This is a genomic window from Pandoraea sputorum, assembly GCF_000814845.2.
Taxonomy (GTDB): Bacteria; Pseudomonadota; Gammaproteobacteria; order Burkholderiales; family Burkholderiaceae; genus Pandoraea; species Pandoraea sputorum.
Genome location: NZ_CP010431.2, coordinates 4,612,333 through 4,637,374, shown reverse-complemented (window position 1 = coordinate 4,637,374; position 25,042 = coordinate 4,612,333). Strand labels below are relative to the sequence as shown.

The following is a 25,042-nucleotide window of genomic DNA, read 5'->3' as shown; positions in this document are numbered from 1 at the left end:
TGAAACGACTCGCTTGAAAACAAAGGGCGGCCGATGATTGGCCGCCCTTTGCTATTTGATGAATTCGATGTTGTCGGCAATGCTCAGAGCGCCAACATCTCCCGCGCGTGCTTGCGCGTTGTCGCCGTAATCTCCACACCGCCCAGCATCCGCGCGATTTCCTCGACGCGTTCGGTGCGCCCCAGCGGCTCGATCTCGCTCATCGTGGTATCGCCGTCGCTGCGTTTGCTCACTCTCAGATGCTGATGACCGAGGGCGGCGACTTGCGGCAGGTGAGTCACGCACAGCACCTGACGCCCCTGACCTAATTCGCGAAGCAGACGACCGACCACTTCGGCCACCGCGCCGCCAATCCCGGAATCGACTTCGTCGAAGATCAGCGTCGGCGTGAGACTCGCGCTGCTTGCGATTACCTGCAAGGCGAGGCTGATGCGTGCGAGTTCGCCGCCCGAGGCGACTTTGGCGAGCGGACGCGTCGGTACGCCCGGGTGTCCGGCGACGAGGAATTCGACCGTCTCCAGTCCGAACGACTGTGGCTCGGGCGTTGCCGTGAGCGCGACTTCGAAGCGACCGCCGGGCATCGAGAGGTCCTGCATCGCTCGGGTGACTTCGCGTGAGAGCGAAGCCGCCGCTTTGGCACGGGCCTTCGACAAGTCCTTCGCCAACTTGAGAAATTCGGCCTGGGCGGCGTCGGCGGCGGCCTGCATGGCTGCCGTGTCGGCGGATGCCGTCAACTCTTCCAGTTGCGCGCGACGCTCCGCCAGCTCGGCGGGCAATTGCTCGGGCGTCACACGGAATTTGCGCGCGGCCGAATGCAGGGCATCGAGTCGCTGCTCGACGACCGCCAGACGCTCCGGATCGAGATCGATGCGTTGCGCGTAATGGGTGAGCGAATGGACCGCATCGCGAAGCTGAATCTCGGCGGGTTCCAGCGCGGCGAGCGTGTCGGCCAGCCCGGCGTCGATCTCCACGAGTTCGCGGATTTGATGCACGACATGACCGAGCGACGGGACGATGGCACCGTCGGCTTCGGCGAGTGCGTCTAGCGCGCCTTGCACGCCATTGATAAGGCTTGCCGCGTGAGAGAGCCTGCGATGCTCGGCGCTCACCTCGTCCCATTCGCCTTCCTGCGGACCCAACTTGTCGAGTTCGGACGTCTGCCATTCGAGACGTTCGCGCTCCAGTTGCAGTTCGCGGTCGCGCCCGTGCGCCTCCTCACAGCGTTTGACGAGGCGTCGCCACTCCTTGTGAGCGGCGGCGGTATCGGCGGCGAGGGTGGTCGCGCCCGCGTGCGAGTCGAGCAGGCGGCGTTGCGCGTCCGGGCGCAGCAACTGCTGGTGTGCGTGCTGGCCGTGAATGTCGACGAGCATTTCGCCGAGTTCGCGCATTTGTGTGAGCGTGGCGGGTGTGCCGTTGATGAAGGCACGCGAGCGGCCGCCGGCGTCGAGCACACGGCGCAGCAGCACACCGCCGTGCTCTTCGAGCGTAAGCGCCTGCGCTTGTAGCCAGGCTTCGAGATCGGGGCGCGCTTCGGCGTCGGCGGCGAATTCAGCGGTGATGTCGGCGCGCGATTGCCCGTTGCGCACCATGCTGGTGTCGCCGCGCTCGCCCATCGCGAGCGCCAGCGCATCGATCAGAATCGATTTGCCCGCGCCGGTCTCCCCCGAAAACACGGTGAAGCCTGCGGAGAATTCCAGATCGAGACGATCGACGATCACGAAATCGCGAATCGAGAGACTGCGTAGCATGGGATGTCGGGTGAGGCGTGGAGTCAGTTCTGCGGCGTATCTTCGTCGGAGATATGCTCGTTCCAATGCAGCTTGCGGCGCAGCGTCGCGTAGTAGTTGTAGCCGACCGGGTGCAGAAACGTCACCTGATGCTGGGAGCGGCCGACCAGAATCTGATCGCCCTGACGCAGTTCGGCAAACGACTGCATATCGAAATTGGCGCCGACTTCGCGACCGCCGGTAATCGTGATGACGATGTCGCTCGAATCCGGCAACACGATCGGACGGTTCGACAACGCATGCGGTGCGATCGGCACGAGCACCACGCCACCGAGGCGCGGATGCAGGATCGGGCCGCTCGCCGACAAAGCGTAGGCCGTCGAACCGGTGGGCGTAGCGACGATCAGGCCGTCGGAGCGCTGCTTGTACATGAAGCGGCCGTCGACGTCGACGCGCAGCTCCACCATCCCCGAGATCCCCGAGCGGTTCACGACCACGTCGTTGAACGCCAGCGTCTCGAAGAGCGTCTGGCCGTCGCGTTCGATGCGCGCGGCCAGCAGGGTGCGTTGTTCGGCTTCGAAGTGTCCTTCGAGCATGGCGGGCACGACCTGACGCATCTCGTCGAGCGGAATGTCGGTGATGAACCCGACGCGGCCATGGTTCACGCCGATGAGCGGTACCTTCGACGCGGCCAGTTGGCGGCCGACGCCGAGCATCGTGCCGTCGCCGCCGACCACGACCGCTACGTCGGCCTGTGTGCCGATTTCCTGAATGTCGAGGGTGCGGTACGGATCGGCACCTGCGCCGATGTTGTGCGCCGTGTCACGCTCGAAGACGACGTGATGCCCTCGCTGGGCGATGCATGCCGCGAGCGTGAGCAATGGTTCGGCGACGCCGTCGGCATGGTACTTCCCGACGAGCGCCACGGTCTTGAAGGGGCTCCCAGTTTTCATGCCGCCATTACACCATAAGTCGATGACAGCAACCATCGCCAACGCACGGCCTGCAACGCCGCCAGAGGGCCGGTAGGGCACGTTCCCTTTGGCCAGGCAACGCGAGGCCAGATTTAGGGGGAACGGGGCCCCACGTTTCGCGTTACAATTTTCGCCATGCTAGATCAACGTGCGCAAACGCTTCTCAAAACCCTGATCGAACGGTACATCGCAGATGGCCAGCCGGTCGGCTCGCGCACGCTCTCGCGGTTCTCGGGCCTCGACCTGTCTCCCGCGACGATCCGCAACGTGATGTCCGATCTCGAAGCGATGGGTTTCGTGGCCAGCCCGCATACGTCGGCCGGTCGCGTGCCGACGCCGCGCGCGTACCGTCTGTTCGTCGACACGATGCTGGCGGTGCGCCCGCTCGAAGAGGCCGTGCACCAATTGGCGACGCAAGTGCAGACCAGTCTGCAACCGGCTGGCCCGCAACAACTGATCGCCTCTGCCGCACAGGTGCTCTCGCATCTGTCGCAATTCGCGGGCGTGGTGCTCACCCCGCGCCGCAGCCAGACCTTCCGTCATATCGAATTCCTGCGTCTGTCCGACAAGCGCGTGCTGCTCATCATCGTCACGCCCGACGGCGACGTGCAGAACCGCATCATCCTGACGGAAAAGGACTATTCCCCGGCGCAACTGGTCGAAGCTGCGAACTACCTGAACGCCAACTTCGGCGGTCACAGCTTCGACGATGTGCGTACTTACTTGCGTGGTGAACTCGATGCACTGCGCTCGGACATGAGCGCGCTGATGCAGGCCGCCGTGCAGGCGGGCAGCGACGCGATGGCCGACACCACGCGCGAGAGCGTGTTGATCTCGGGCGAGCGCAACCTGCTGGGCGTGGAGGATCTGTCGTCGAACATGGAGCGTCTGCGCAAGCTGTTCGACGTGTTCGAGTCCAAGACCGGCCTGCTGCAACTGCTCGACGTGTCGAGCCGCGCGCAAGGGGTGCAGATCTTCATCGGCGGCGAGTCGAGCCTCGTGCCGATCGAGGAGATGACGGTTGTCACGGCCCCGTACGAAGTCGACGGCGAGGTCGTCGGTACGCTCGGCGTGATCGGACCGACGCGCATGGCGTACGAGCGCGTCATCCCCATCGTCGACATCACCGCCAAGCTGCTCTCCAACGCGCTCAGCCATCACTGAGCGGCGAGCAGGCGCGTCCGCGCGCGGCCCACGATTCGCCCATTCGCCCATTCCCGGTTACAACCCCGTAGCATTCCTTTACACGCTGTCACACACGGCAGGCTTAGGCTTGAAGCGTCACTTGCGGCGAGGTCGTCCGAAGTCGTTATCGGGCTCGCCGGAGGATTCGGACAGAACAACAAGGTGGCTGATCGCCAACGCCTGCAAGCCGCGCACGGCATGCCCACCGAAAGGGCCCGGAGTGTTTATGAAATCCCTGATTTCCTGGCGGACGACGGTCCGCTCCCTCGGCGTCGGGCTGGCGCTGAGTCTGCTGGGCGCCGTGGGTGCGCCGGGGCTGGCACAGGCGCAGAGCGCCGATCCGCCGGGGCGCGTGGCACGTCTGTCCCAGTTCGACGGAACCGTCACCTACGCCCCGGCGGGCACGAGCGACTGGCGCTATGCGGACCGCAACCGTCCGCTCACGACGGGCGATGCCATCTGGGTCGATCGCAACAGCCGGGCCGAGATGCACGTGGGCGGCACGGCGGTGCGCATGGGTGCGTCGACCAGCCTGACGCTGTCCGCCGTCACCGACCAGAATGTGCAACTGAACGTAACGCAGGGCACCGTCGGTGTGCGCCTGCGCAGCTTCGACCCGAATCAACCGTACGAGATCGATACGCCGAATCTGGCCTTCGTGCCGCAACAGGCCGGTGAATATCGTGTGGATGTGGATCCGAACGGCGTGACGACGGTGAGCGTCTCGCGCGGTGCGGGCACGGCCTACGGACAAGGGGCGTCGGTCCCGCTCCAGCAAGGGCAACGGGTCGCGTTCGTCGGTCAGAACCTGACGCAGCAGCAGACCGGCCCGCTCACGGCCGACGCGTTCGATCAGTGGATGCGTGAGCGCGACGCACGTGAGGACGCCTCCGTCTCCGCGCGCTACGTGCCGCGTGACATGACCGGCTTCGAGAGTCTGGACGATTACGGCGCGTGGCAGGAAACGTCGAGCTATGGCGCGGTGTGGGTGCCGTCCAACGTGCCATCGGGCTGGGCGCCTTATCGCACGGGCCACTGGGTCTGGGTCGACCCGTGGGGCTGGACGTGGGTGGATGACGCGCCGTGGGGCTTCGCGCCGTATCACTACGGACGCTGGGCTTACGTGGATGCCCGCTGGTGCTGGGTGCCGGGACCGGTGGCGGTGCGTCCGGTGTATGCCCCGGCGCTGGTCGGCTGGGTCAGCGGCAGCAGTGGTGCAAACCAGTGGGGTGTGTCGTTCGCGGCCGGGGGCGTGGGGCTCGCGTGGTTTGCGCTTGGGCCCCATGACCCGTACCGTCCCGCGTATCACGCCAGTTCGTCGTACATCACGAACATCAATCGCTCGACGATCGTTCGTACGACCAATATCACCAACAACATCAACGTTAACAACGTCTACGTGAACCGCAATGTGCGAGGCGCCGTGTCGACGATGCCCGCGCAGGCTTTCGTGCAGGGACGCCGCGTGGGCGCGCCGACTGCTCTGGCCACCCCGCGCGGTGCGCAGACATGGCGCGTCGGCAATACGCCGGGCGTGGCCCCGGTGCAGCAAAGTGTGTTCGGCAACAGCCGTCCGGCAGCGGGCGCACCGCCCGCGGGCGTGTTCAACCGGCAGGTGCTGGCCACGCGTGCGCCGGTCGCCCGTGGCATGCCGTCGCGTGAGCTGACGAGCCAGTTGCATGCCGTGCCGAACGCGGGCGGTGCGCCGCTGGTGTTCGGTCAGAACGGGCAGCAGATGCGCAATCCCAGCGCTGGCGGTCCGAATGGCCAACCACGCATCGCCCCCCGTGTGACGGTCGTCAGCACGCACGGGCCGGTCGGTGCGCCGATTGGGGCGAACGGTGCGATGCCCGCGCAGCCTGCACTGGGTGCGACCGGTGCGGTCGGCGCGACGGCGGGCCATGGCGGCCTGCCTGCGACAGGTGCCGTGCCGCCGATGCACGGCGCGCCGGGTATGCCCGGACAGCCGGGCGTTCCGGGGGCGCCGGGCCACGCGGGCGTACCGGGGCAGCCGGGTGTGCCGGGTGTGCCGGGTGTGCCGGGAATGCCCGGCGTTCCGGGTGAACCGGGCAACCCCGGCTATCCGGGACACCGTGTTTATCAGAATCGTCCGGGGCAATCGACGGTGCAATCCCAACCGTCCGAGCGTCAGCCCGCGTCCTCAGGTGTTCCGCATCCGCCGGGTGTGAACGGTGCCGTTCAGGGCCAGGCGCAGCCGTCGGCACGTGGCGAAGCACCGCAAACCGTCCCGCAGCCAGGACATGACGCCGCGCAGCGTGAGATGCAAATGCGTCGCCAATCACCGCAAACGCCCGCCGCACAGCCGGAAGCGCGGGGCGGACAAGCGACGCCCGCACCGCAACGTCAACAGCAACAACAACCGGAGGCGGCCGAACCGGCCCGACGTCCGCAGCAATGGCAGACACAGCCGCGCCCGGAGCCGCAGCAGTTCCAGCAACCGCGGCCGCAACCGCAGGTGGAACGGGCGCAGCCGCGTCCCGAACCGCAGCCGCAGCAACAGGCGCAACCGCAGCAACGTCCGCAGCCTCAACCGCAAGTCGAGCGTATGCCGCCGCGCCCGCAGCCGCCGGTGGAGCATGTGCAGCCCGCGCCGCGTCCGCAACCTCAGCAGGAACGTCCTCAGGCGCAGCCGCACCCGCAACCCACGCAGCGTGAGGGCAAACCGGAAGGAGCGCGCGCCCCTGCGCATGAGGAACATCCGAGTGCCGACCATCGGTCGTCTCACGACGACGAGCATCGGCACGGTTGATGGCCCGCCTGCAAAGATGACCGTCATGCCCCTCCGTGCGGCGTTGGACTGGCCGACGGAGGGGGTATTCCGGCAGTATCGACAGGCATGACAGACGCCGGACGGGGCTCGTGTTTGCGGTAAAGTACGTTCCATGCGCTTCGATCCCGAACCTATTTCGCATGGCCAGTCCGGCAAGACCGCCGTACTGCTGATCAACCTCGGTACGCCCGACGAGCCGCGGCCTGCGGCCGTACGCCGATACCTGCGCGAGTTCCTCTCGGACCCGCGCGTCGTGGAAATCCCGTCGCTGGTGTGGCAACCGTTGCTGCGGCTGGTGATTTTGCCCTTCCGCTCACGTCAGTCGGCGCAAAAATATGCGACGGTCTGGACCCGTGACGGCTCGCCGCTCAAGGTCAACACCGAGCAGCAGACGAACGCCCTGCGCGCGCTGCTGCACGCGAACGACTATGACGTCGTGGTCGACTACGCGATGCGTTACGGCAATCCGTCGATTCCCGAGCGCATTCGTGCGTTGCGCCAGAACGGCGTCGAGCGGATTCTCGTCCTGCCGCTCTATCCGCAGTATTCGAGCAGCACCACCGCCACCGCGAGCGACGCCGTGTTCCGCGTGCTCGGCCGTCTGCGCAATCAGCCCGACGTGCGCACGGTGCGCGACTATCACGATCATCCCGCGTACATCGAGGCGCTGCGTCAGCAGGTCGAAGGCTATTGGCTGCAACACGGTCGACCGGACTTTGCCGCCGGTGAACGTCTGCTGCTGAGCTTCCACGGTGTGCCGCGCCGCACGCTCGACCTCGGCGATCCGTATCACGATCAGTGCGTGAGGACGGCGCGCCTGCTCGCGGCCGCCCTCGGTCTGGACGAGACGACGTGCCGTCTGACTTTCCAGTCGCGCTTCGGCAAGGCCGAATGGCTCCAGCCGTACACCGCGCCAACGCTCGAAGAACTTGGCCGCGGCGGCACGCCGCGCGTCGACGTGTTCTGCCCGGGCTTCACGTCCGACTGTCTCGAGACGCTCGAAGAAATCAATATGGAAGGACGTCAGGCTTACCTCTCGGCGGGCGGCAAGTCGTTCCACTTCATTCCTTGCCTGAACGGCGCGAGCGCCTGGATTACGGCGCTGGGCGAGATTGCTGCACGTCATCTCCAAGGCTGGCCGGTACTCTCGCCGCAGGGCGAGGCCGATGCGTCGGCGGCTGCGGTGGCATCGACGCGTCAGCGTCAGGTGGCGGCCGTGGCCGCGTTCGAGGAAGCCAGTGCGGCCGCCGCTGCTGCCGCGCAGGCTCAGATGCAGACCTCGTCGCCGTCTGAAGGCGCGCACGGAGAAGCGGGGGCACGGTCGTGACGGTCAAGGTGGACGATTCCCCGCACGCCGCTACGCGGATCGACAAATGGCTGTGGGCGGCGCGTTTCTTCAAGACGCGCTCGCTCGCCACGCAGGCGGTCGACCGTGGCCGCGTGCTTTGCAATGAAGCCCGCGTGAAACCGGCGCGCGATGTGCGTCCCGGCGATGTCGTGTCGGTCGACAACGGCAGCACGCGCTGGGAAGTGAGGGTCAAAGCGATTGCCGAGGTGCGCGGCTCCGCGCCGGTCGCGCAGTCGCTGTACGAAGAGACCGAAGCGAGCATTCAGGCGCGTGCCGACGAGAGCGAACGCCGACGTCTGTTCCAGGAACCGGCGGCGCAGATGCACGGCCGTCCGACCAAGCGCGACCGCCGCCGTCTCGGTGGCGTTGGCGAGTAGGGGGGGCACAGCGTCGCCCAACCTTTTCACCGCCTGAATGAACGCCGCCGCTGGCAAATTGCGCAGCGGCGGGCAGGGGGTGGAGCGTGAATCAGGTGTTCCGTCTCGGTCGCTTCGGGCGACTTAGTCGGAACCGTCCGGGGAACGGCACCGCGCACGACCGCAAAGGATCATGCACCCCGGGGGCGATCAGCGTGTTGGGATTCCGGTATTCGAATTCGACGAATGCCCCGTCAGGCCCGGCACTTCTACATAGTGATGCAGTACCGCCCGCACGCCACCGTACTCGGTGTCGCGCCGGGTGACTGCGCCGGACAGGCAGATCGTAATCGTTACCGTCGTCACCAACGCAAGGATGAAGACAACAGCCAGTGGCAGCTTCATGATGCGCTCCTTGAGAACACTTCACCGGACGGGGGGTGTCCGGTGAGCGGCCGGGTCCGTCGAATGGTCAATCGGATAGGCACATCCATTCGCCGGACCGTTATTCATGTTAGGTCGCAGCAACGGCCGATACAATAGAGGACTCGTAACGCGTGTAACCGGATATTTACCGGCACGCCGCGCGCACCGATGTGACGCACAGAATGCCCGCCTGCTCTTGAAATCGGTGTGAACGCCCCTACTATCCAAAGGGATTTGAACCGGCGGCGCATCGTCGTGGTGCGCTGCAAGAACCTTTTGACGACTCAACTCATGACTGAACAGCAAAACACCCCCGACCAGCCGATTCCGTCCCAGGCCGAAGCGGCCCCGACCGACGCTGCGGGCGCGAACGACGCGCTGCCCTCGGTCGAGGCGCAACTTCAGGCGGCTCAGGCAGAAGCGGCGGCCCTTCGCGACGAGGCGCTGCGCGCCCGCGCCGAGATGGAAAACATCCGCCGCCGTGCGGAAGAGGAAGTGTCGAAGGCGCGTAAGTTCGCCGTCGAAAGCTTTGCCGAGAACCTCCTGCCGGTCATCGACAGCCTCGAAGCGGCTGCCGCCGACAAGAGCGGCGATGTGGCCAAGCTGCAAGAGGGCGTGGCCCTGACGCTGCGTCAACTCGTGTCGGCGCTGGAGCGCAGCAAGGTGTCGGTCATCGACCCCGCTGGCGCGAAGTTTGATCCGCATCAGCATCAGGCCATCTCGATGGTGCCGGCCGAACAGGAGCCGAACACGGTCGTGGCCGTGCTGCAAAAGGGTTACCTGATTGCTGACCGCGTGCTGCGTCCGGCATTGGTGACGGTCGCCGCAGGCAAGTAATTCGACGTCATCCGGCCGAGGCGGGTGACGCAACCATTTCATCATGGAAAGGTTGATCACCCACTGTCTGGCTGTATGACCGGGCCCGGATAGCGACGTCGAATGTGACGGCGCAACCGGCGCAGAGGCACCCGCAGAGGCATCGATTCAGAGGCTTACCATCATGGCAGGCGATCTTCCGGGGATGAAAGGGGTGGACGGCACGGCATTCGAGGCGTTCTCGATGCACGAGCTGACGGCCACGACGTTCGATGAAGGGCTAAGCGCGGCGGGGGAAGACCTCGCCGTGGTGTTCTTCTGGGGCGTCGATTGTTTCAACTGCGAAGTCGCCAAGAAGACCATGCTCGCGCAGCGCGAGGCCATCGAAGCCCTCGGGCTGCGCTGGTTTCACGCCAACGTGTACGCCGATATGGCGCTGGGCCGCCGTTTCGCGCTGCATGGGGTGCCGACGTTTTTCTTCTTCCATGCGGGGAAGAGGCTGGGCCGGGCGACCGGCTGGCAGGGTCTGCCCCAGTTCCGGCTGGCGGTGGCCGCCGCACGCGAGAAAATCGCGGCGGTGGGGGGCAAAACCGGGCTGCAAGAAGGGTCTTGAAATGTTCCCGGCTGCACCCATATCCCGTGCAGATCAATGAATTGAATGGGCGACACGCCCGACGGAAAGACGCAAAGTACGCTAGGAGAAATTTAAATGGGCAAAATCATCGGTATCGACTTGGGCACCACGAACTCGTGCGTGGCCGTCATGGAAGGGAATCAGGTCAAGATCATCGAAAACGCGGAAGGTGCTCGCACCACGCCGTCGATCATCGCCTATATGGACGATGGCGAGATCCTGGTCGGTGCGCCGGCTAAGCGCCAGGCCGTGACCAACCCGAAGAACACGCTGTACGCCGTCAAGCGCCTGATTGGTCGCCGCTTCGAAGAAAAAGAAGTGCAGAAGGACATCGCGCTGATGCCCTACAAGATCATCAAGGCCGACAACGGCGACGCCTGGGTCGAGGCACGCAACGAAAAGCTGGCCCCGCCGCAGATTTCCGCCGAAGTGCTGCGCAAGATGAAGAAGACCGCCGAGGACTACCTGGGCGAGCCGGTCACGGAAGCCGTGATCACGGTGCCGGCCTACTTCAACGACAGCCAGCGCCAGGCCACGAAGGACGCAGGCCGCATCGCCGGTCTGGAAGTCAAGCGCATCATCAACGAGCCGACCGCTGCCGCACTGGCTTTCGGTCTGGACAAGAAGGAAGGCGGCGACCGCAAGATCGCTGTGTATGACCTGGGTGGCGGCACGTTCGACATCTCGATCATCGAAATCGCGGATGTGGACGGCGAACACCAGTTCGAAGTGCTGTCGACCAATGGCGATACGTTCCTGGGCGGCGAAGACTTCGACCAGCGCATCATCGACTACATCATCGGCGAGTTCAAGAAGGAACAAGGCGTCGATCTGTCGAAGGACGTGCTCGCGCTGCAACGCCTGAAGGAAGCTGCTGAAAAGGCCAAGATCGAACTGTCGTCGAGCCAGCAGACCGAAATCAACCTGCCGTACATCACGGCCGACGCCTCGGGTCCGAAGCACTTGAACCTGAAGATCACGCGCGCCAAGCTCGAAGCGCTGGTCGAAGAGCTGATCACGCGCACGATCGAACCGTGCCGCACGGCGATCAAGGATGCCGGCGTCAAGGTCAGCGACATCGACGACGTGATTCTGGTCGGCGGTATGACGCGTATGCCGAAGGTGCAGGAGAAGGTGAAGGAGTTCTTCGGCAAGGAACCGCGCAAGGACGTGAACCCGGACGAAGCCGTGGCCGCAGGTGCCTCGATTCAGGGCTCGGTCCTCTCGGGCGACCGTAAAGACGTGCTGCTGCTCGACGTCACCCCGCTCTCGCTCGGTATCGAAACGCTGGGCGGCGTGATGACGAAGATGATCACGAAGAACACCACGATCCCGACGAAGCACTCGCAAGTGTTCTCGACGGCGGACGACAACCAGCCGGCCGTGACGATCAAGGTGTATCAGGGTGAGCGCGAGATGGCCGCCGGCAACAAGTCGCTGGGCGAGTTCAACCTCGAAGGCATTCCGCCGGCAGCACGCGGCACGCCGCAGATCGAAGTGACCTTCGACATCGACGCCAACGGCATTCTGCACGTCGGCGCGAAGGACAAGGCCACCGGCAAGGAAAACAAGATCGTCATCAAGGCGAACTCGGGCCTGTCGGACGCTGAGATCGAGCAAATGGTGAAGGACGCCGAGCTCAACGCGGAAGAAGACAAGAAGGCACGCGAGCTGGCCGATTCCCGTAATCAGGGCGACGCGCTGGTGCACAGCACCCGCAAGGCGCTGACCGAGTACGGCGACAAGATCGAGGCTTCGGAGAAGGAAGCCATCGAATCGGCGATCACGGCACTGGAAGAATCGCTGCGCGGTTCGGACAAGGCCGACATCGATGCCAAGGTCGAAGCGCTGGGTACGGCAAGCCAGAAGCTCGGCGAGAAGATGTATGCTGACATGCAGGCGCAAGCCGGTGCTGCGGGTGCCGCAGGTGCCGAGCAGGGCAAGCCGCATGACGACAACGTCGTCGACGCCGAAGTGAAGGAAGTCAACGACAAGAAGTAAAGCGTGCATGGCGCGCGGCGCATCGAAAGGTGCGCCGCGTGTGGGCCGGGTATCGAGGTTCTCCGCAAGGGGAATATCGACCCGGCTTTTTGCCTGATGGCGACATGCGCCAACATTGGAAAGAGTTATGGCCAAACGTGATTACTACGAAGTCCTTGGCGTCGCCAAGAACGCCTCGGACGAAGAGATTAAGAAGGCGTATCGCAAGCTGGCGATGAAGTATCACCCGGACCGCAATCCGGACAGCAAGGACGCCGAAGACAAGTTCAAAGAGGTCAAAGAGGCCTACGAGATGCTCTCCGAGCCGGAGAAGCGCGCGGCGTACGACCAGTACGGTCACGCGGGCGTCGACCCGAGCATGGGCGGCTTCGGCGGTGCGGGCGGTCAGGGCTTCGGCGGCTTCGCGGACGCGTTCGGCGACATCTTCGGTGACATCTTCGGTCAGGGCGGCCCCGGTGGCCGTGGTGGCCGCGGCGGTCCGCAGGTGTATCGCGGTGCCGATCTGCGTTACAACATGGAGATCACGCTGGAGCAGGCCGCGAACGGCTTCGACACGCAGATTCGCGTGCCGAGCTGGGACGAATGCGAGATCTGCCACGGCAACGGCGCGAAGCCGGGCACGAAGCCCGAGACCTGCCCGACCTGTAACGGTGCGGGCTCGGTGCGCATGTCGCAGGGTTTCTTCAGCGTTCAGCAGACCTGCCCGAAGTGCCACGGCACGGGCTCGTATATTCCTGAGCCCTGCACCAACTGCCACGGCTCGGGCAAGATCAAGAAGACCAAGACGCTGGAAATCAAGATCCCGGCGGGTATCGAAGACGGCATGCGCATTCGTTCGTCTGGCAACGGCGAGCCGGGTGTGAACGGCGGCCCGGCGGGCGACCTGTATGTGGAAATCCACATCAAGGCGCACAACGTGTTCGAGCGCGACGGCGACGATCTGCACTGCCAGATGCCGATTTCGTTCGCGACGGCGGCGCTTGGCGGCGACATCGACGCACCGACGCTGCATGGCAAGGCCACCTTCGAAGTGCCCGAAGGCACGCAGACGGGCAAGACGTTCCGACTGCGCGGCAAGGGCATCAAGGGCCTGCGCGCGAGCTATCCGGGCGATCTGTACGTGCACGTGCAGGTGGAAACGCCGGTCAAGCTCAACGATGCGCAAAAGCAGATGTTGCGCGACTTCGATGCTTCGCTGAAGGAAGGCGGTGCACGCCACAGCCCGCAGTCGAAGGGCTGGTTCGACCGCGTCAAGCAGTTCTTCGAGTAATTCCATGCAAAGTGAAGCGCCCCTGGCCGCGTTCGCGCTGTTGGACGACAGTGCGGACCCGGCCGGTGGGGCGCGTCTGTACACCGGGCTCGTACGCGAGGTCACTTGCGACGAGCCCGGTGTGCTTTCCGACGCGCTCCGCGAAGTGGAAGACGCCACGCGTCACGGCCTGCACGCCGTGCTGCTGTCCGATTACGAATTCGGCGTGCGCCTCGGTGGCGTGCATACGGTCGCGACGCGTCGTGCGCCGGGCCAGTTCCGCGCCCTGTTGTTTTCCGGGGTGCAGCGGCTCGACGCCGCGCAAACGCAGGCGTGGCTGGCGCGTCAGGAGTGGCTGGACGCCGGAGGCGATGCCGACGCCTGGCAGGACAATCGTGAACGTGTGAGCGCCAACCCCGGCGTTGCAGGTATCGGCGCATTGAAGAGCGACGTGAGCGACGCGGCCTTCGACGATGCCATCGCCCGTATCCACGAATGGCTCGCACAAGGCGAGTGCTATCAGATCAACTACACGTACCGTCTGAATTTCGACGCGTTCGGCTCGCCGGTTGCGTTGTATCGCCGCCTGCGCGCGCGTCAGCCGGTGCCGTACGGCGCACTCGTGATGCTGCCCGGTGCGCGAGGCGTTGCCGGGCGCGCGATCCTTTCGCTGTCGCCCGAGTTGTTCCTGCGTCATTCGCGCGGACGGGTGGAGGCGCGTCCGATGAAGGGAACTGCGCCCGCGTGCGGCGACGAGGCCATCGACGCACAACGCAGCGCAGCACTCGCCGCCGACGAAAAGAACCGCGCCGAGAATCTGATGATCGTGGACTTGCTGCGAAACGATCTCGGACGTCTTGCGACGCCCGGCTCAGTCAAAGTCCCGAAGCTTTTCGAAGTGACACGGTTTGCCAGTGTCCTGCAAATGACATCGACGGTCACCGCAACCTTGCCGGACACGACCTCGATGGCCGACGTGCTGCGCGCCTTGTTCCCTTGCGGATCGATCACGGGCGCGCCGAAACATCGGACGATGCAGTTGATCGGTGCACTGGAAACGTCGCCGCGCGGTCTCTACACCGGGGCCATCGGCTGGCTCGACGCACGCAGTGACGATCCGCAGGCGTTGGGCGACTTCTGCATGTCGGTTGCGATCCGCACGCTCGAACTCGATGCGCCGGACGCGAGCGGCATGCGTCGCGGACGTCTGGGCGTCGGCGCGGGGATCGTGCTGGACAGTAAAGCAGATGAAGAACGCGACGAGTGCCGCCTGAAGGCGCGCTTCCTGAGCGCACTTGATCCGGGCTTTGAACTCTTCGAGACGATGCAAGCGACCCGCGCCTCCGGCGTCGCTCATCTCGCACGACACCTGTCGCGCTTGCAAAAGTCTGCGCAGTACTTCGGCTTCACGTTTGACGAAGCGGCATTGCGCGAACAACTCGACGCGGTGGTCGCAACGCTGAGTGAAGACGACATCCATCGCGTACGCCTCGCGTTGTCTCACAATGGCACGGCGGCGATCACGCATGGTGTGCTCTCGCCGCTGCACGGCGACGCAGTGAAAGTGCTGTTGGCCGATGTCTCTCAAACGACGCGTGCGGACGATCTGTTTCTGCGCCACAAGACCACGGTGCGCGCGCGTTACGACGCCGCCTGGAAAGCGGCCGAAGCGCAGGGTGCGTTCGACGTGCTGTTCTTCAACGACCGGGGCGAGTTGACGGAAGGCGGGCGCAGCACGGTGTTCGTCAAACGTAACGGCATCTGGATGACACCGCCGTTGTCTTCTGGCGTGCTGCCCGGGGTGATGCGCAGCGTGCTTCTGGACGACCCGTCGTGGGCCGCCGTCGAGGCGGTCATTACGCGCGACGACTTGCGCTCGGCGCAAGCTATCGTCGTGTGCAATGCCCTGCGTGGTGCGCTACCGGCGACGATCGCGGCCACGACCACCGTCTGACTCAACGGCGCGTCATTTCTCTCGACGCGCCGTTATGCTTCATTTCCCTCAGCTTCCCTGACGCGCTGCCATCTGCGGCACGAACAGTTCGCTCCACTTCGCCGGACGCGTCTTGATCGTGCCCGCGCGGCTCATGAACTCGACGTACTGCATCAGCCCGTTCGGCGTCGTCGTGAATTGCAGACCGGGGTCGGCCAGCATCTGCTCGATCTCCGCTTGCGGCAGGTTGATCTTGGACACGCGAAGGAACGTCTGCGCCGCGCCGACGTGATCCTTGGCGATGTACGCCGCCGCCTCTTCCTGCGCCGCCAGAATGGCCTGCACCAGCTTCGGATTCTGGACGGTGAACTGCTTGGGTGCGAACACGACGTCGATGGTGATGTTACCCAGCACGTCCGTCGAATTCAGCACGCGCTTGATGCGCGGATCTTTCAGTTCCTGATACGAGAACGGCGGCGAAGTGAAGTGCGCCGTGATTTCCGTCTTGCCCGAGAGCAGCGCGCTCACCGCTTCCGGATGGCTCAGGCTGACCGTCTGCGGATCGAGCTTTGCGTAGTTCTCGATACCGAACGTCTTGGCCACAGCCATTTGCAGCAGCACGGCCGACAGCGATGTCTTGATGCCCGGAATCGCGATCTTGTCCTTCGACGTGAAGTCCTTGAGCGACTTGACGTTCGGATTGTTCGTATTGAGCCAGAGCGGACCGGTCGAGAGCGCGGACAGTCCGATCACCTCCGAGCGCGGAATGCCGTGCGCCTTCGACCAGAGCGTGACGAAACCCGGGGCGCCTGTGCCTGCAACGTCGAGGTTACCCGCGAGCATGGCGTCGTTAATGACGTTGCCGCCGTCCAGAATGGTCCACGTGGTCTTCACATCGCCCAGCCCCAGCGCCTTCGCGTGCTTCTCTACAAGATGCTGATCGCGCATGACCATCAGCGGCAAATACAGAATGCCGTAGCCATGCGACAGGCGGACGGTGCTCGCTTCGGCATGCGCTACGTTGCCGAGCGTTGACAGGGCGGTCGTCGCGGCGAGCGTGATGGCGCTCGCCCAGCGGGCGAAATTGCGTCGGTTCATGATGTTGTCTCCGTGTTGTTCGAATTATTCATGCCCATGAAAAAGGGCGTCAATCGGAGCAGGCCGAAAATCCGGTCCGCTCCGAGTGTCAGTGCTGCATACCCCAGCGGTGCAATGTGCGCTTCTCGATGCGGGCGAACAGCAGGTTTTCGACGGCCAGCCCGATCAGGATCACGAAGAACAGCCCGGCGAAAACGTTAGCCGTCTCCAGCGAGTTGCGGTTCTCGAAGATGTACCAGCCGAGGCCGCCCGAGCCGGACGACACGCCAAACACGAGTTCGGCAGCGATCAGCGTGCGCCATGCGAATGCCCAGCCTACTTTCAGGCCCGTGAGAATGCTCGGGAACGCCGCCGGGATCAACACGTGCTGTACCAGCGCAAATCGCTTGAGTCCATAGTTCTGGCCCACCATGCGCAGCGTTTTCGACACCCCCCGGAACCCGCTGTGCGTGTTGAGCGCCACGGCCCACAGCACCGAGTGCACGAGCACGAAGATCACGCTGCCGTTGCCCAATCCGAACCAGATCAGCGCCAGCGGCAGCAAGGCGATGGCGGGCAACGGGTTGAACATGGCGGTGAGCGTCTCCAGCAGATCGTTGCCGATCTTCGAACTGATGGCGACGGTGGTGAGCACCGCAGCGAGTGCGATCCCGATGCCGTAGCCGATGAGCAGCGTCTTGAGCGAGACGACGGCGCGCAGCAGCAACACGCCGCTCGTCAGACCGCTCGCGAACGCGGCGACCGTGTCGGAGAAGCTCGGGAACAGTAAGGCGTTGTCGAGCCAGCGTCCGTAGATTTCCCAGATGATGGCCAGCACGCACAGAATCACGGTCTTGCGCAGCCAGCTCAGGCGATAAAGGGTCTCGAAGGTGGAGAGCGGGCGCTGGATCGACGACAGTTCGGCCTGCACCGGTTCGAGCACGAACTCCGGACGATAGACGGGTTCGATCGGGGCGGGGGATGCCGACGTGGCGGATTGCGAAGGGATAGCATTCATGGCCGTCATCCTCAGTGGGTCGCGAACAGCAGTTGATCGATGCGGGTCTCAAGCTCGCTCTGATGCGCCGTGCCGAGTTGTTCGGGGGCGATACTGTTGAGCTCTGCCTTGACCTGACCCGGATGCGGCGAGAGCAGCAAAATGCGCGTGCCGATGCGGATGGCTTCGTCGATACCGTGCGTGACGAACAGCACCGTAAAACGTGTGTCGTCCCACAGACGCAGCAGTTCGTCCTGCATCTTGCGGCGGGTGAGGGCGTCGAGCGCGGCGAACGGTTCGTCCATGAGCAGGACGTCCGGCTCCATTGCCATGCCACGCGCAATGGACACGCGCTGCTTCATGCCGCCCGAGAGCGTGTGCGGATAGCTGTCGATAAACTTCGCCAGACCGACTTTCTCGATGTAATGGGCGGCGCGCTCGGCGGCGTCGCGTCCCTTGAGTCGGCCGCTGGCCGTGAGCGCGAACTCCACGTTCTGGCGCACGGTTTTCCACGGCAGGAGTTGATCGAACTCCTGGAACACCATCATGCGGTCCGGGCCGGGTTCGGTGATCGTGCGGCCTTTGAGGCGGATTTCGCCGTGAACCGGCGGCAGATAGCCGCCGATGGCCTTGAGCAACGTCGATTTGCCGCAGCCGGACGGGCCGAGCAGCACAAAGCGGTCGCCCGGGTAGACGTTGAAGCTCACTTGCTGGGCGGCGGTGACGAGATAGTCGTCGGTCTTGTATTGCAGCGTGACGGCGTCGATTTCGAGCAATGGCGGCACTGCGGGCGAAGTCGTCCCCGCAGCGCCCGCATGGGGGGCGTTGTGCATTGCGTGTCTCCTGAAGAATGCGATAGTGCTTTTTTTGTAGTCGGCTCGATACTAAGTAGCGAAGCTGTAGCGAACCTGACATCGCGCCGCGCCACGGCCCGAATTCAGGGGAAACACTGAGGTGGCCTACTGGGATTTCCGAGACAATCGCGCTCAGAAGACGAAAGCCTCAGGAAGATTAGGAGACGAGAAGACCATGCGCATCATGCTGGTGGAAGACACCGCCGATGTCGCCGAAGCGATCGCCACGCAGTTGCGCAGGCTCGGCCACGCGCTCGATTGCGAGACGGACGGGGCGGTTGCCGCCGGCCGCATCGGCGACGATTACGACCTGCTGATCCTCGACGTCATGCTGCCGCACGTCGACGGATTCGAGTTGCTCAGGCGCGTGCGCGAGCGCGGCCTGTCCACGCGCGTGCTGATGCTCACCGCATGTGCGGAGATCGAAGAGCGCGTGCGTGCGCTCGATCTCGGTGCAGACGATTACCTCACCAAGCCCTTCGATTTCCGCGAGCTCGAAGCGCGTGTGCGCGCGTTGATGCGCCGCACCGGGCAGGACGCGACCAATCGTCTGACCTGCGCCAATCTCACGCTCGATCGCAAGAGTCGCGGCGTCGAAGTGGATGGCCAGCCCATCGAACTCACGCGCCGTGAAGTCACGCTGCTGGAAATCCTCGCAGGACGCCCGGGGCGCATCTTCGGCAAAGACGAATTGATGGATCGTCTGTACGGCGACGAGCCAGCACCGAACGCGAACGCCATCGAACAATACGTCGCTCGTCTGCGCAAGAAGCTGGCCGGCGCGCAATTCCAGATTCGCACGCTGCGCGGGCTGGGCTATCAACTCGTGCTGTCATGATCGTCCCCGGCCGATCTCTCTACCTGCGTCTGGTGATCCGCATGGGCGCGGTGCTGGCGTTCGCCGTCGTCGCGGTGCTGCTGGGCATCTGGTTCTCGACACGCGCCGCCGTCGACCGGGCCTACGACCGTTGGTTGCTCGGCAGTGCCTTGCAGGTGGCGGAGAACACCTGGTACCAGAACGGCGAAGTAAACGTCGATGTACCGCTCGCGGCCTTTTCTGCGCTCGCGCCCGGCGATCAGATCTTCTACACCGTGCTCGATCCGAACGGCCGGTCCGTGGCGGGCGATTCGGAGTTCCGTCCGCCGATTCCGTGGGATAAGCTGGCCGACGGTCCTCTCGTGGTCGACGGCACGTATCAGGAGATGCCGATCCGCATCGCCATCGTGGGACGGCGTATGCCGGTGACGTCACCCCATCCGTGGGCGGTGGTCGCGCTGGCACACACGCAGAATGCGCGCGAACGCTTCACGCGCGGGCTGGCCGACAACACGTTGCTCATCACGATAGCGACCGGTGTGCTGACGATGCTCGCCGCGTTGTGGACGCTACGTCAGGCGCTCGCACCGCTCAAGCAAATCGAGGGTGCGATACGCGCACGTGATCCGAACGACCTCGCGCCCCTTGCGGTGACTGTGCCTGCGGAAACGCTGGCGCTCGTGGGTGCGATCAACGACTTCATGCAGCGGCTGGCCACGTCGCGTGCGTTAATGCGTCGCGTCATCGGCGACGCTGCGCATCAACTGCGAACGCCGGTGACTGCGCTCACGGCACAAGCGGAAATGCTGACGCAGACGCAGGACGAGGCTGCGCGCCAGACGCACATCGCCCGCATTCAGAAGCAGGCACGCGGGCTGGGAGGACTGATCCATCAGCTGATCAATCACGCGATGGTGCAGCATCGGGCGGAGAGCGTCGCACGGACCCCGGTCGATCTGAACGAGTTGTTGCAGACGGCGATGCGCGAAACGCTGTCGTATGTCACGCGCGATATCGACGTCGCGCTGCATGCGCAGGACGAGCCGTGCATGATCGTCGGCGACGAGTTGAGTTTGCGTGAAGCGATCAAGAACGTGCTGGTCAACGCAGTGGCTTATGGCGCACCGCATCGTCTTCATGTGGACGTGACACGTGTCGGCGATCAGTGGCGCTTGCGCTTTTTCGACGACGGGCCGGGCATCCCCGAGCAGGAATGGCAACGCGTACGCACCCCGTTCTCATTGCGCGCCGACGGACGCGAAGGCGCAAGCCTGGGTCTGGCGATGGTCGCTGAGGTTGTGCGTGCCCACGGCGGCCATATGAGCTTCGAACGGGTGGAGGGTGAGGGCTTTGCGGTCGTGCTGACGCTGCCGGTCGCGGCATAAAAAAAGCGGCTCATCGCTGAGCCGCTTTTTTTTCGTCCTCGCGGACGTTACCTGCGTCCGATCTCAGAAGCTATGTTCCAACGTCGGGAACGTGCTGTGCTTCACGGCTTGTACGTAAGCTTCGATGGCGGCCGCGATGCTCGGCTGGCCGTCCATGAAGTTCTTCGAGAACTTCGGCGACTTGCCGGGGAACACGCCAAGCATGTCCTGAAGCACAAGCACCTGACCATCGCAATCGACACCGGCGCCAATGCCGATGGTCGGCATCGTCGGCACTTCCGGCGTCACGCGCGCGGCGAGCGCGGCGGGAATCGCTTCGAGCACCACGAGTTGAGCACCGGCCGCTTGCAATGCGCGTGCGTCTTCAAGCAACTGCGCCTGCGCCGCGTCTTCACGACCTTGCACCTTGAAGCCGCCGAACGCGTGCACCGATTGCGGCGTCAGGCCCAGGTGGGCGCACACCGGAATGCTGCGCTCGACCAGAAAGCGTACCGTCTCGGCAAGCCATGCACCGCCTTCGATCTTCACCATCTGCGCACCGGCCTGCATGACGGCCACGGCGCTCTGATACGCCTGCTCCTTCGTACCGAACGTGCCGAAGGGCAGATCGGCCAGCACGAGCGCCTTCTCGACGCTGCGCGCCACACATTCCGTGTGATAACAGATGTCGCGCAGCGTGACGGGCAGCGTCGTGCGCTGACCCTGAATCACGTTGCCCAGCGAGTCGCCGATCAGAATGGCGTCGACGCCAACGCGGTCCAGCAGCGCGGCGAAGCTTGCATCGTAAGCGGTGAGCATGGCGATCTTCTCGCCACGTGCGCGCATCTGGGCAAGTCCGGGAACGGTCACGGCCTTGCGGTTGGATTCTTGCAGATAACTCATGTCAGCCTCGGTTCAGGAGGGTTCGCGGGCAGCACAGATGCGACGGGTGCGCTATGGGCGCAGCGGCAGGCGGAGCTTCAGAGGTCAGAGGTCAGAGGCGAGCGCCCTTGACGAAGACTTCCTTGCGCCCGCGCATCTGATCGATGCGTTCGACCAGCAGGGCGAAGTCGCTGTCGTCGTGCGCCGGGTCGAATTGTTCTGTGTCGACTGTCAACACCGGCGCAGCGGCGTAATGATAGAAGAATTCGCCATAGATGTCGCACAGCGCGCGCAGATACGTGTCCGGAATCTGCTGCTCCATCGGAATCGCACGCTTCTGGATGCGAGAGAACAGCGCTTCGGGACTGGCTTGCAGATGGATCACGAGGTCCGGCGCACGGTGCGGACGCTCGATGTGTGCAACGAGCTTGCGGTACAGCTCAATCTCGTCGGCAGACAGCGTGAGACGCGCGAACAGGCCGTCCTTCTCCGGCAGGAAGTCGGTGAAGATCGGCTTGCCATCGATCTCGCGACGCGCAATCTCCGTCGCCTCGTCCACACGTTGCAGACAGAACGACAACTGCGCGGGCAGCGCGTAACGCGCGCTGTCGCGATAGAAACGTTCGAGAAAGGGATTGAGCGCGGGCTGTTCGAGCATCAGGTCGGCACCGGCTGCGTCGGCCAGACGCTGCGCGAGCGACGTCTTGCCAACCCCGATCGGGCCTTCGACGGCGAGATAGCGAAATCGCCCGAGCACCGGTGATCTCATGATGTGCACACCCGCTTGGTCGGGCAGCAACCCTGAGCAACACGTTCGATGCGTTGATCGGCAACGTCGGGCAACAGGGCGCTGACGCGTCCCACGCCGGGAATGTCGAGTTCGGGGGCGATATCCGCGAGCGGATGCAGTACAAAGGCACGCAACGCGAGACGCGGGTGCGGCACGATCAGATCGGGTTCGGCGATGCGTTCGTCGCCGTAGACCAGCAGATCGAGATCGAGCGTGCGCGGCGCATTCTTGTACGGCCGCTCACGTCCGAAATGCAACTCGATCTTCAAGCACAGGGTGAGTAGCTGGCGGGCGCTCAGACTCGTCTCGACGGCGACAGCGCAGTTGAGATAGTCGTCGCCGCTCGACTCGATGGGGGCGGTGCGATACAGGTCGGATTTGCCGATGATCGTGACGCCGATCTGCTGCGCCAGGCAGACGATGGCGTCCTTAATCGCTTGGCGGGCGTCGCCGAGATTCGCGCCGAGCCCGATATAGGCAACAGTCATTAAGCACCTTCGGAACCATGCTGTCGCGATGATACCCGCTTGCCATGATTCTCGCTGGTAGCGTTCTCACTACCGCCGCCACCCTCACTGCCACCGCCTTCGCCACCTTCACCGCCACGTCCGCCAGAGGGCTTGCGACGACGACGGCGACGCTTCGCTGCAGGTGTCGACCCCGACGATCCGCTGCCTTGCGCCAGCAGTTCGTCGCGCTTGACCGAGTCGCCTTCGAGGAAGTCCGTCCACCATTGACCGGCTTCTGCCGGAACTTCACCCGACTCGCAACGCAGCAACAGGAAGTCGTAACCGGCACGCAGGCGGGGGTGTTCGAGCAGACGCAACGGCGTGCGGCCGACGCGCTTGTCCAGACGCACCTGCAAGCCCCAGATTTCCTTCATGTCGGCGACGAAACGGCGCTGGATGGCCAGCTTGCCGGTTTGTGCGTCGAGCACGTCGTCCATGGCGAGATGCAACGCCGGAATCGGATATTCGCCAGCGCTCTGATAGGCCTGCCACTTCTCAAGCACCAGATGCCAGAGCAGCGCCGCGAACAGGAAGCCCGGCGACACCGGCTTGCCAGCACGAATGCGTGCGTCGGTATTGGCGAGCGCGAGCGTGACGAATTTCTCGCCGAGCGGCTGTTCCAGCACCACGTCGAGCAACGGCAGCAGACCGTGATGCAGACCTTGCGAGCGCAGTTGCTGCACACACGCCCACGCGTGACCCGAAAGCAACAGCTTGAGCATTTCGTCGAACAAGCGCGCCGCAGGCACGTTGTCGATCAGCGGCGCGAGTTGCGTAATCGGCTCGGCCGTCGCTGCGTCGATCTTGAAACCGAGCTTGGCCGCGAAGCGCACCACGCGCAGCATCCGCACCGGGTCTTCGCGATAACGCGTGGCCGGATCGCCGATCATGCGCAGCACGCGCTTCTGAATGTCTTCAAACCCGCGGTGATAGTCGTGCACCGTCTGCGTCGCCGGATCGTAATACATGGCGTTGACGGTGAAATCGCGGCGGGCGGCGTCTTCGTCCTGCTCGCCCCACACGTTGTCGCGCAACACGCGGCCCGATTCGTCGGTGACGTGCGTTTTGCGGTCGAGTTCACCCTTTTTCGGACGACGCGCACCGATTTGCTCGCTATCGACCGCTTCGACCAACGCCCGGAACGTAGAGGTCTCGATGATCTCCTGTCCGAATTGCACGTGAACGATCTGGAAGCGGCGGCCGATAATGCGCGCGCGGCGGAACAGGCGCTGGACCTGTTCGGGCGTGGCGCTCGTGGCGACGTCGAAGTCTTTGGGGGCGATGCCGAGCAGCAGATCGCGCACCGCGCCGCCGACGACGAAGGCCTTGAACCCGGCTTGCTGCAACGTGTCGGTCACGCGCACGGCGTTCTTCGACAGCAGCGTCGGATCGATGCCGTGCACGGAAACGGGGATGACGACCGGCGTGCCGGGCGGCAGACTACCTGCGCCGCCTTCGGTCTGGCCGTCTTTGCCGAGCAGCTTCTTGATGAGTTTGCGGATCACTGGAACAACTCGAGAATGGGCCAGCGACGCGCCAGTGCGATTTCGCGCAGCGCCTCATCGGGGTTCGTTGCCACCGGATGGTTCACCTTCTCCATCAGGGGGACGTCGTTGGCGGAATCGCTGTAGAAAAAGGCGTGGTTGAAGTCGCCCCAGGTCTTGCCGAGGCTGGCGAGCCACGCTTCGGTGCGGGTGATCTTGCCTTCACGGAAGCTCGGCGTGCCCACGTACTCGCCGGTGTAGCGCGCGTTCGGGTCGTTGCCGACGGTCGCCGGTTCGGTGCCGATCAGATGGTCGACGCCGAAGGCCTTGGCGATGGGGCGGGTGACGAACGTGTTCGTCGCCGTCACGATGGCGCACAGATCGCCCGCCTTGCGGTGCATGTCGAGCAGTTCGAGCGCTTCCGGACGCACGTGCGGCAGGATCGATTCTTCCATGTACTGCGCATGCCAGGCGTCGAGCTGGTCACGCGGATAGCGCGCGAGCGGGGCGAGGCAGAAACGCAGATAGGCCGGCATGTCGAGCCGGCCTGCACGGTAGTCCTGATAGAAGGCCTCGTTGGCCTGCGCGTAGGAGTCGCGCTCGACCGCGCCCTGGCGCACGAGGAAACGGCCCCATTCCTTGTCGCTGTCGGTCGGCAGCAGGGTGTGATCGAGATCGAAGAGAGCTAAATTGGTCATTGCGCGAATTTTACCTGAAGCGAAGGGCCGTCTAATGTCGTTCGGTGATTGAGGGGGCTGGCACCTGCGCGGAACGGGTATCGAATGTTACCGAGAGGTACCTCATGTGATGTATCCGGTGATGTGTCCG

General features: G+C 64.3%; 21 protein-coding genes and 1 pseudogene. 11 read left to right on the top strand and 11 right to left on the bottom strand.

What is annotated here, in order from left to right; all coding sequences use genetic code 11:
• Positions 1 to 83: 83 nt before the first annotated feature.
• Positions 84 to 1,748: a DNA repair protein RecN gene (gene recN, locus NA29_RS20390; protein ID WP_039401036.1), complete on the bottom strand. Its 1,665-nt coding sequence runs from the start codon at positions 1,746 to 1,748 to the stop codon at positions 84 to 86.
• A 23-nt stretch (positions 1,749 to 1,771) separates the two neighbouring features.
• Positions 1,772 to 2,716, bottom strand: a complete 945-nt coding sequence (locus NA29_RS20385; RefSeq protein ID WP_052652600.1) for an NAD kinase — start codon at positions 2,714 to 2,716, stop codon at positions 1,772 to 1,774.
• A gap of 120 nt (positions 2,717 to 2,836) precedes the next feature.
• Between NA29_RS20385 and hrcA the strand changes: the two genes are divergently transcribed.
• The 4 genes and pseudogenes from hrcA to NA29_RS20365 all read left to right on the top strand — a co-directional run bounded on the left by hrcA (position 2,837) and on the right by NA29_RS20365 (position 8,402).
• Entirely contained in the window at positions 2,837 to 3,865 is a 1,029-nt protein-coding gene (gene hrcA / locus NA29_RS20380; RefSeq protein ID WP_039401029.1) for a heat-inducible transcriptional repressor HrcA, read from the top strand.
• Positions 3,866 to 4,112: 247 nt separating this feature from the next.
• Positions 4,113 to 6,656, top strand: coding sequence for a DUF6600 domain-containing protein (locus NA29_RS26515; RefSeq protein ID WP_052253091.1), 2,544 nt, complete (start codon positions 4,113 to 4,115; stop codon positions 6,654 to 6,656).
• A gap of 133 nt (positions 6,657 to 6,789) precedes the next feature.
• Positions 6,790 to 7,839 (top strand): annotated as a pseudogene (gene hemH, locus NA29_RS20370) (ferrochelatase); the annotation flags it as partial.
• Positions 7,840 to 8,000: 161 nt separating this feature from the next.
• Positions 8,001 to 8,402, top strand: a complete 402-nt coding sequence (locus NA29_RS20365; protein ID WP_084103983.1) for an RNA-binding S4 domain-containing protein — start codon at positions 8,001 to 8,003, stop codon at positions 8,400 to 8,402.
• Between the two features lie 189 nt (positions 8,403 to 8,591).
• On the opposite strand, the gene NA29_RS20360 is transcribed toward NA29_RS20365, so the two are convergent.
• A complete protein-coding gene (locus NA29_RS20360) occupies positions 8,592 to 8,786 on the bottom strand; it encodes a hypothetical protein (RefSeq protein ID WP_267919884.1) in 195 nt (64 codons plus the stop codon).
• 312 nt (positions 8,787 to 9,098) lie between these two features.
• Between NA29_RS20360 and grpE the strand changes: the two genes are divergently transcribed.
• The 5 genes from grpE (at position 9,099) to NA29_RS20335 (ending at position 15,461) form a co-directional block, all read left to right on the top strand.
• A complete protein-coding gene (gene grpE / locus NA29_RS20355) occupies positions 9,099 to 9,644 on the top strand; it encodes a nucleotide exchange factor GrpE (protein WP_039404100.1) in 546 nt (181 codons plus the stop codon).
• Positions 9,645 to 9,807: 163 nt separating this feature from the next.
• Entirely contained in the window at positions 9,808 to 10,236 is a 429-nt protein-coding gene (locus NA29_RS20350; protein ID WP_039401027.1) for a thioredoxin family protein, read from the top strand.
• A gap of 96 nt (positions 10,237 to 10,332) precedes the next feature.
• Positions 10,333 to 12,258 carry a molecular chaperone DnaK gene (dnaK, locus tag NA29_RS20345; RefSeq protein WP_039401025.1) on the top strand — a complete coding sequence of 642 codons (1,926 nt, stop codon included), beginning with the start codon at positions 10,333 to 10,335 and terminating at the stop codon, positions 12,256 to 12,258.
• Positions 12,259 to 12,385: 127 nt separating this feature from the next.
• Positions 12,386 to 13,528: a molecular chaperone DnaJ gene (gene dnaJ, locus NA29_RS20340; RefSeq protein ID WP_039401022.1), complete on the top strand. Its 1,143-nt coding sequence runs from the start codon at positions 12,386 to 12,388 to the stop codon at positions 13,526 to 13,528.
• Positions 13,529 to 13,532: 4 nt separating this feature from the next.
• Positions 13,533 to 15,461: a chorismate-binding protein gene (locus NA29_RS20335; RefSeq protein ID WP_039401019.1), complete on the top strand. Its 1,929-nt coding sequence runs from the start codon at positions 13,533 to 13,535 to the stop codon at positions 15,459 to 15,461.
• A gap of 48 nt (positions 15,462 to 15,509) precedes the next feature.
• On the opposite strand, the gene NA29_RS20330 is transcribed toward NA29_RS20335, so the two are convergent.
• The 3 genes from NA29_RS20330 to NA29_RS20320 form a co-directional block, all read right to left on the bottom strand.
• Positions 15,510 to 16,538 carry an ABC transporter substrate-binding protein gene (locus NA29_RS20330; RefSeq protein WP_039401017.1) on the bottom strand — a complete coding sequence of 343 codons (1,029 nt, stop codon included), beginning with the start codon at positions 16,536 to 16,538 and terminating at the stop codon, positions 15,510 to 15,512.
• A gap of 88 nt (positions 16,539 to 16,626) precedes the next feature.
• Positions 16,627 to 17,535 (bottom strand): ABC transporter permease, encoded by a 909-nt coding sequence (locus NA29_RS20325; RefSeq protein ID WP_039404099.1) that lies wholly within the window; start codon positions 17,533 to 17,535, stop codon positions 16,627 to 16,629.
• Between the two features lie 11 nt (positions 17,536 to 17,546).
• Positions 17,547 to 18,347, bottom strand: coding sequence for an ABC transporter ATP-binding protein (locus NA29_RS20320; RefSeq protein WP_039401014.1), 801 nt, complete (start codon positions 18,345 to 18,347; stop codon positions 17,547 to 17,549).
• Between the two features lie 196 nt (positions 18,348 to 18,543).
• Here NA29_RS20320 and NA29_RS20315 point away from each other — a divergent pair, with 196 nt between their 5' ends.
• On the top strand, positions 18,544 to 19,206 hold the full coding sequence (locus NA29_RS20315; RefSeq protein WP_039401011.1) for a response regulator transcription factor: 663 nt from the start codon (positions 18,544 to 18,546) through the stop codon (positions 19,204 to 19,206).
• Complete coding sequence (locus NA29_RS20310) at positions 19,203 to 20,570, top strand: sensor histidine kinase (RefSeq protein ID WP_039401008.1); 1,368 nt, start codon at positions 19,203 to 19,205, stop codon at positions 20,568 to 20,570. The genes NA29_RS20315 and NA29_RS20310 overlap by 4 nt, the downstream gene beginning before the upstream one ends.
• A 63-nt stretch (positions 20,571 to 20,633) precedes the next feature.
• Here NA29_RS20310 and panB read toward each other — a convergent pair whose 3' ends face one another.
• From panB to NA29_RS20285, 5 genes are all read right to left on the bottom strand, one after another.
• A complete protein-coding gene (panB, locus tag NA29_RS20305) occupies positions 20,634 to 21,452 on the bottom strand; it encodes a 3-methyl-2-oxobutanoate hydroxymethyltransferase (protein ID WP_039401005.1) in 819 nt (272 codons plus the stop codon).
• 91 nt (positions 21,453 to 21,543) lie between these two features.
• A complete protein-coding gene (locus tag NA29_RS20300; RefSeq protein ID WP_039401002.1) occupies positions 21,544 to 22,200 on the bottom strand; it encodes a deoxynucleoside kinase in 657 nt (218 codons plus the stop codon).
• The gene (gene folK, locus NA29_RS20295; protein WP_039400999.1) at positions 22,197 to 22,709 is read right to left on the bottom strand and encodes a 2-amino-4-hydroxy-6-hydroxymethyldihydropteridine diphosphokinase; all 513 of its coding nucleotides are present in this window, start codon (positions 22,707 to 22,709) and stop codon (positions 22,197 to 22,199) included. The genes NA29_RS20300 and folK overlap by 4 nt, the downstream gene beginning before the upstream one ends.
• Entirely contained in the window at positions 22,709 to 24,235 is a 1,527-nt protein-coding gene (gene pcnB, locus NA29_RS20290; RefSeq protein WP_039400996.1) for a polynucleotide adenylyltransferase PcnB, read from the bottom strand. Before pcnB ends, folK begins: the two co-directional genes overlap by 1 nt.
• Entirely contained in the window at positions 24,232 to 24,912 is a 681-nt protein-coding gene (locus NA29_RS20285) for a histidinol-phosphatase (protein ID WP_039400993.1), read from the bottom strand. The genes pcnB and NA29_RS20285 overlap by 4 nt, the downstream gene beginning before the upstream one ends.
• Between the last annotated feature and the right edge of the window lie 130 nt (positions 24,913 to 25,042).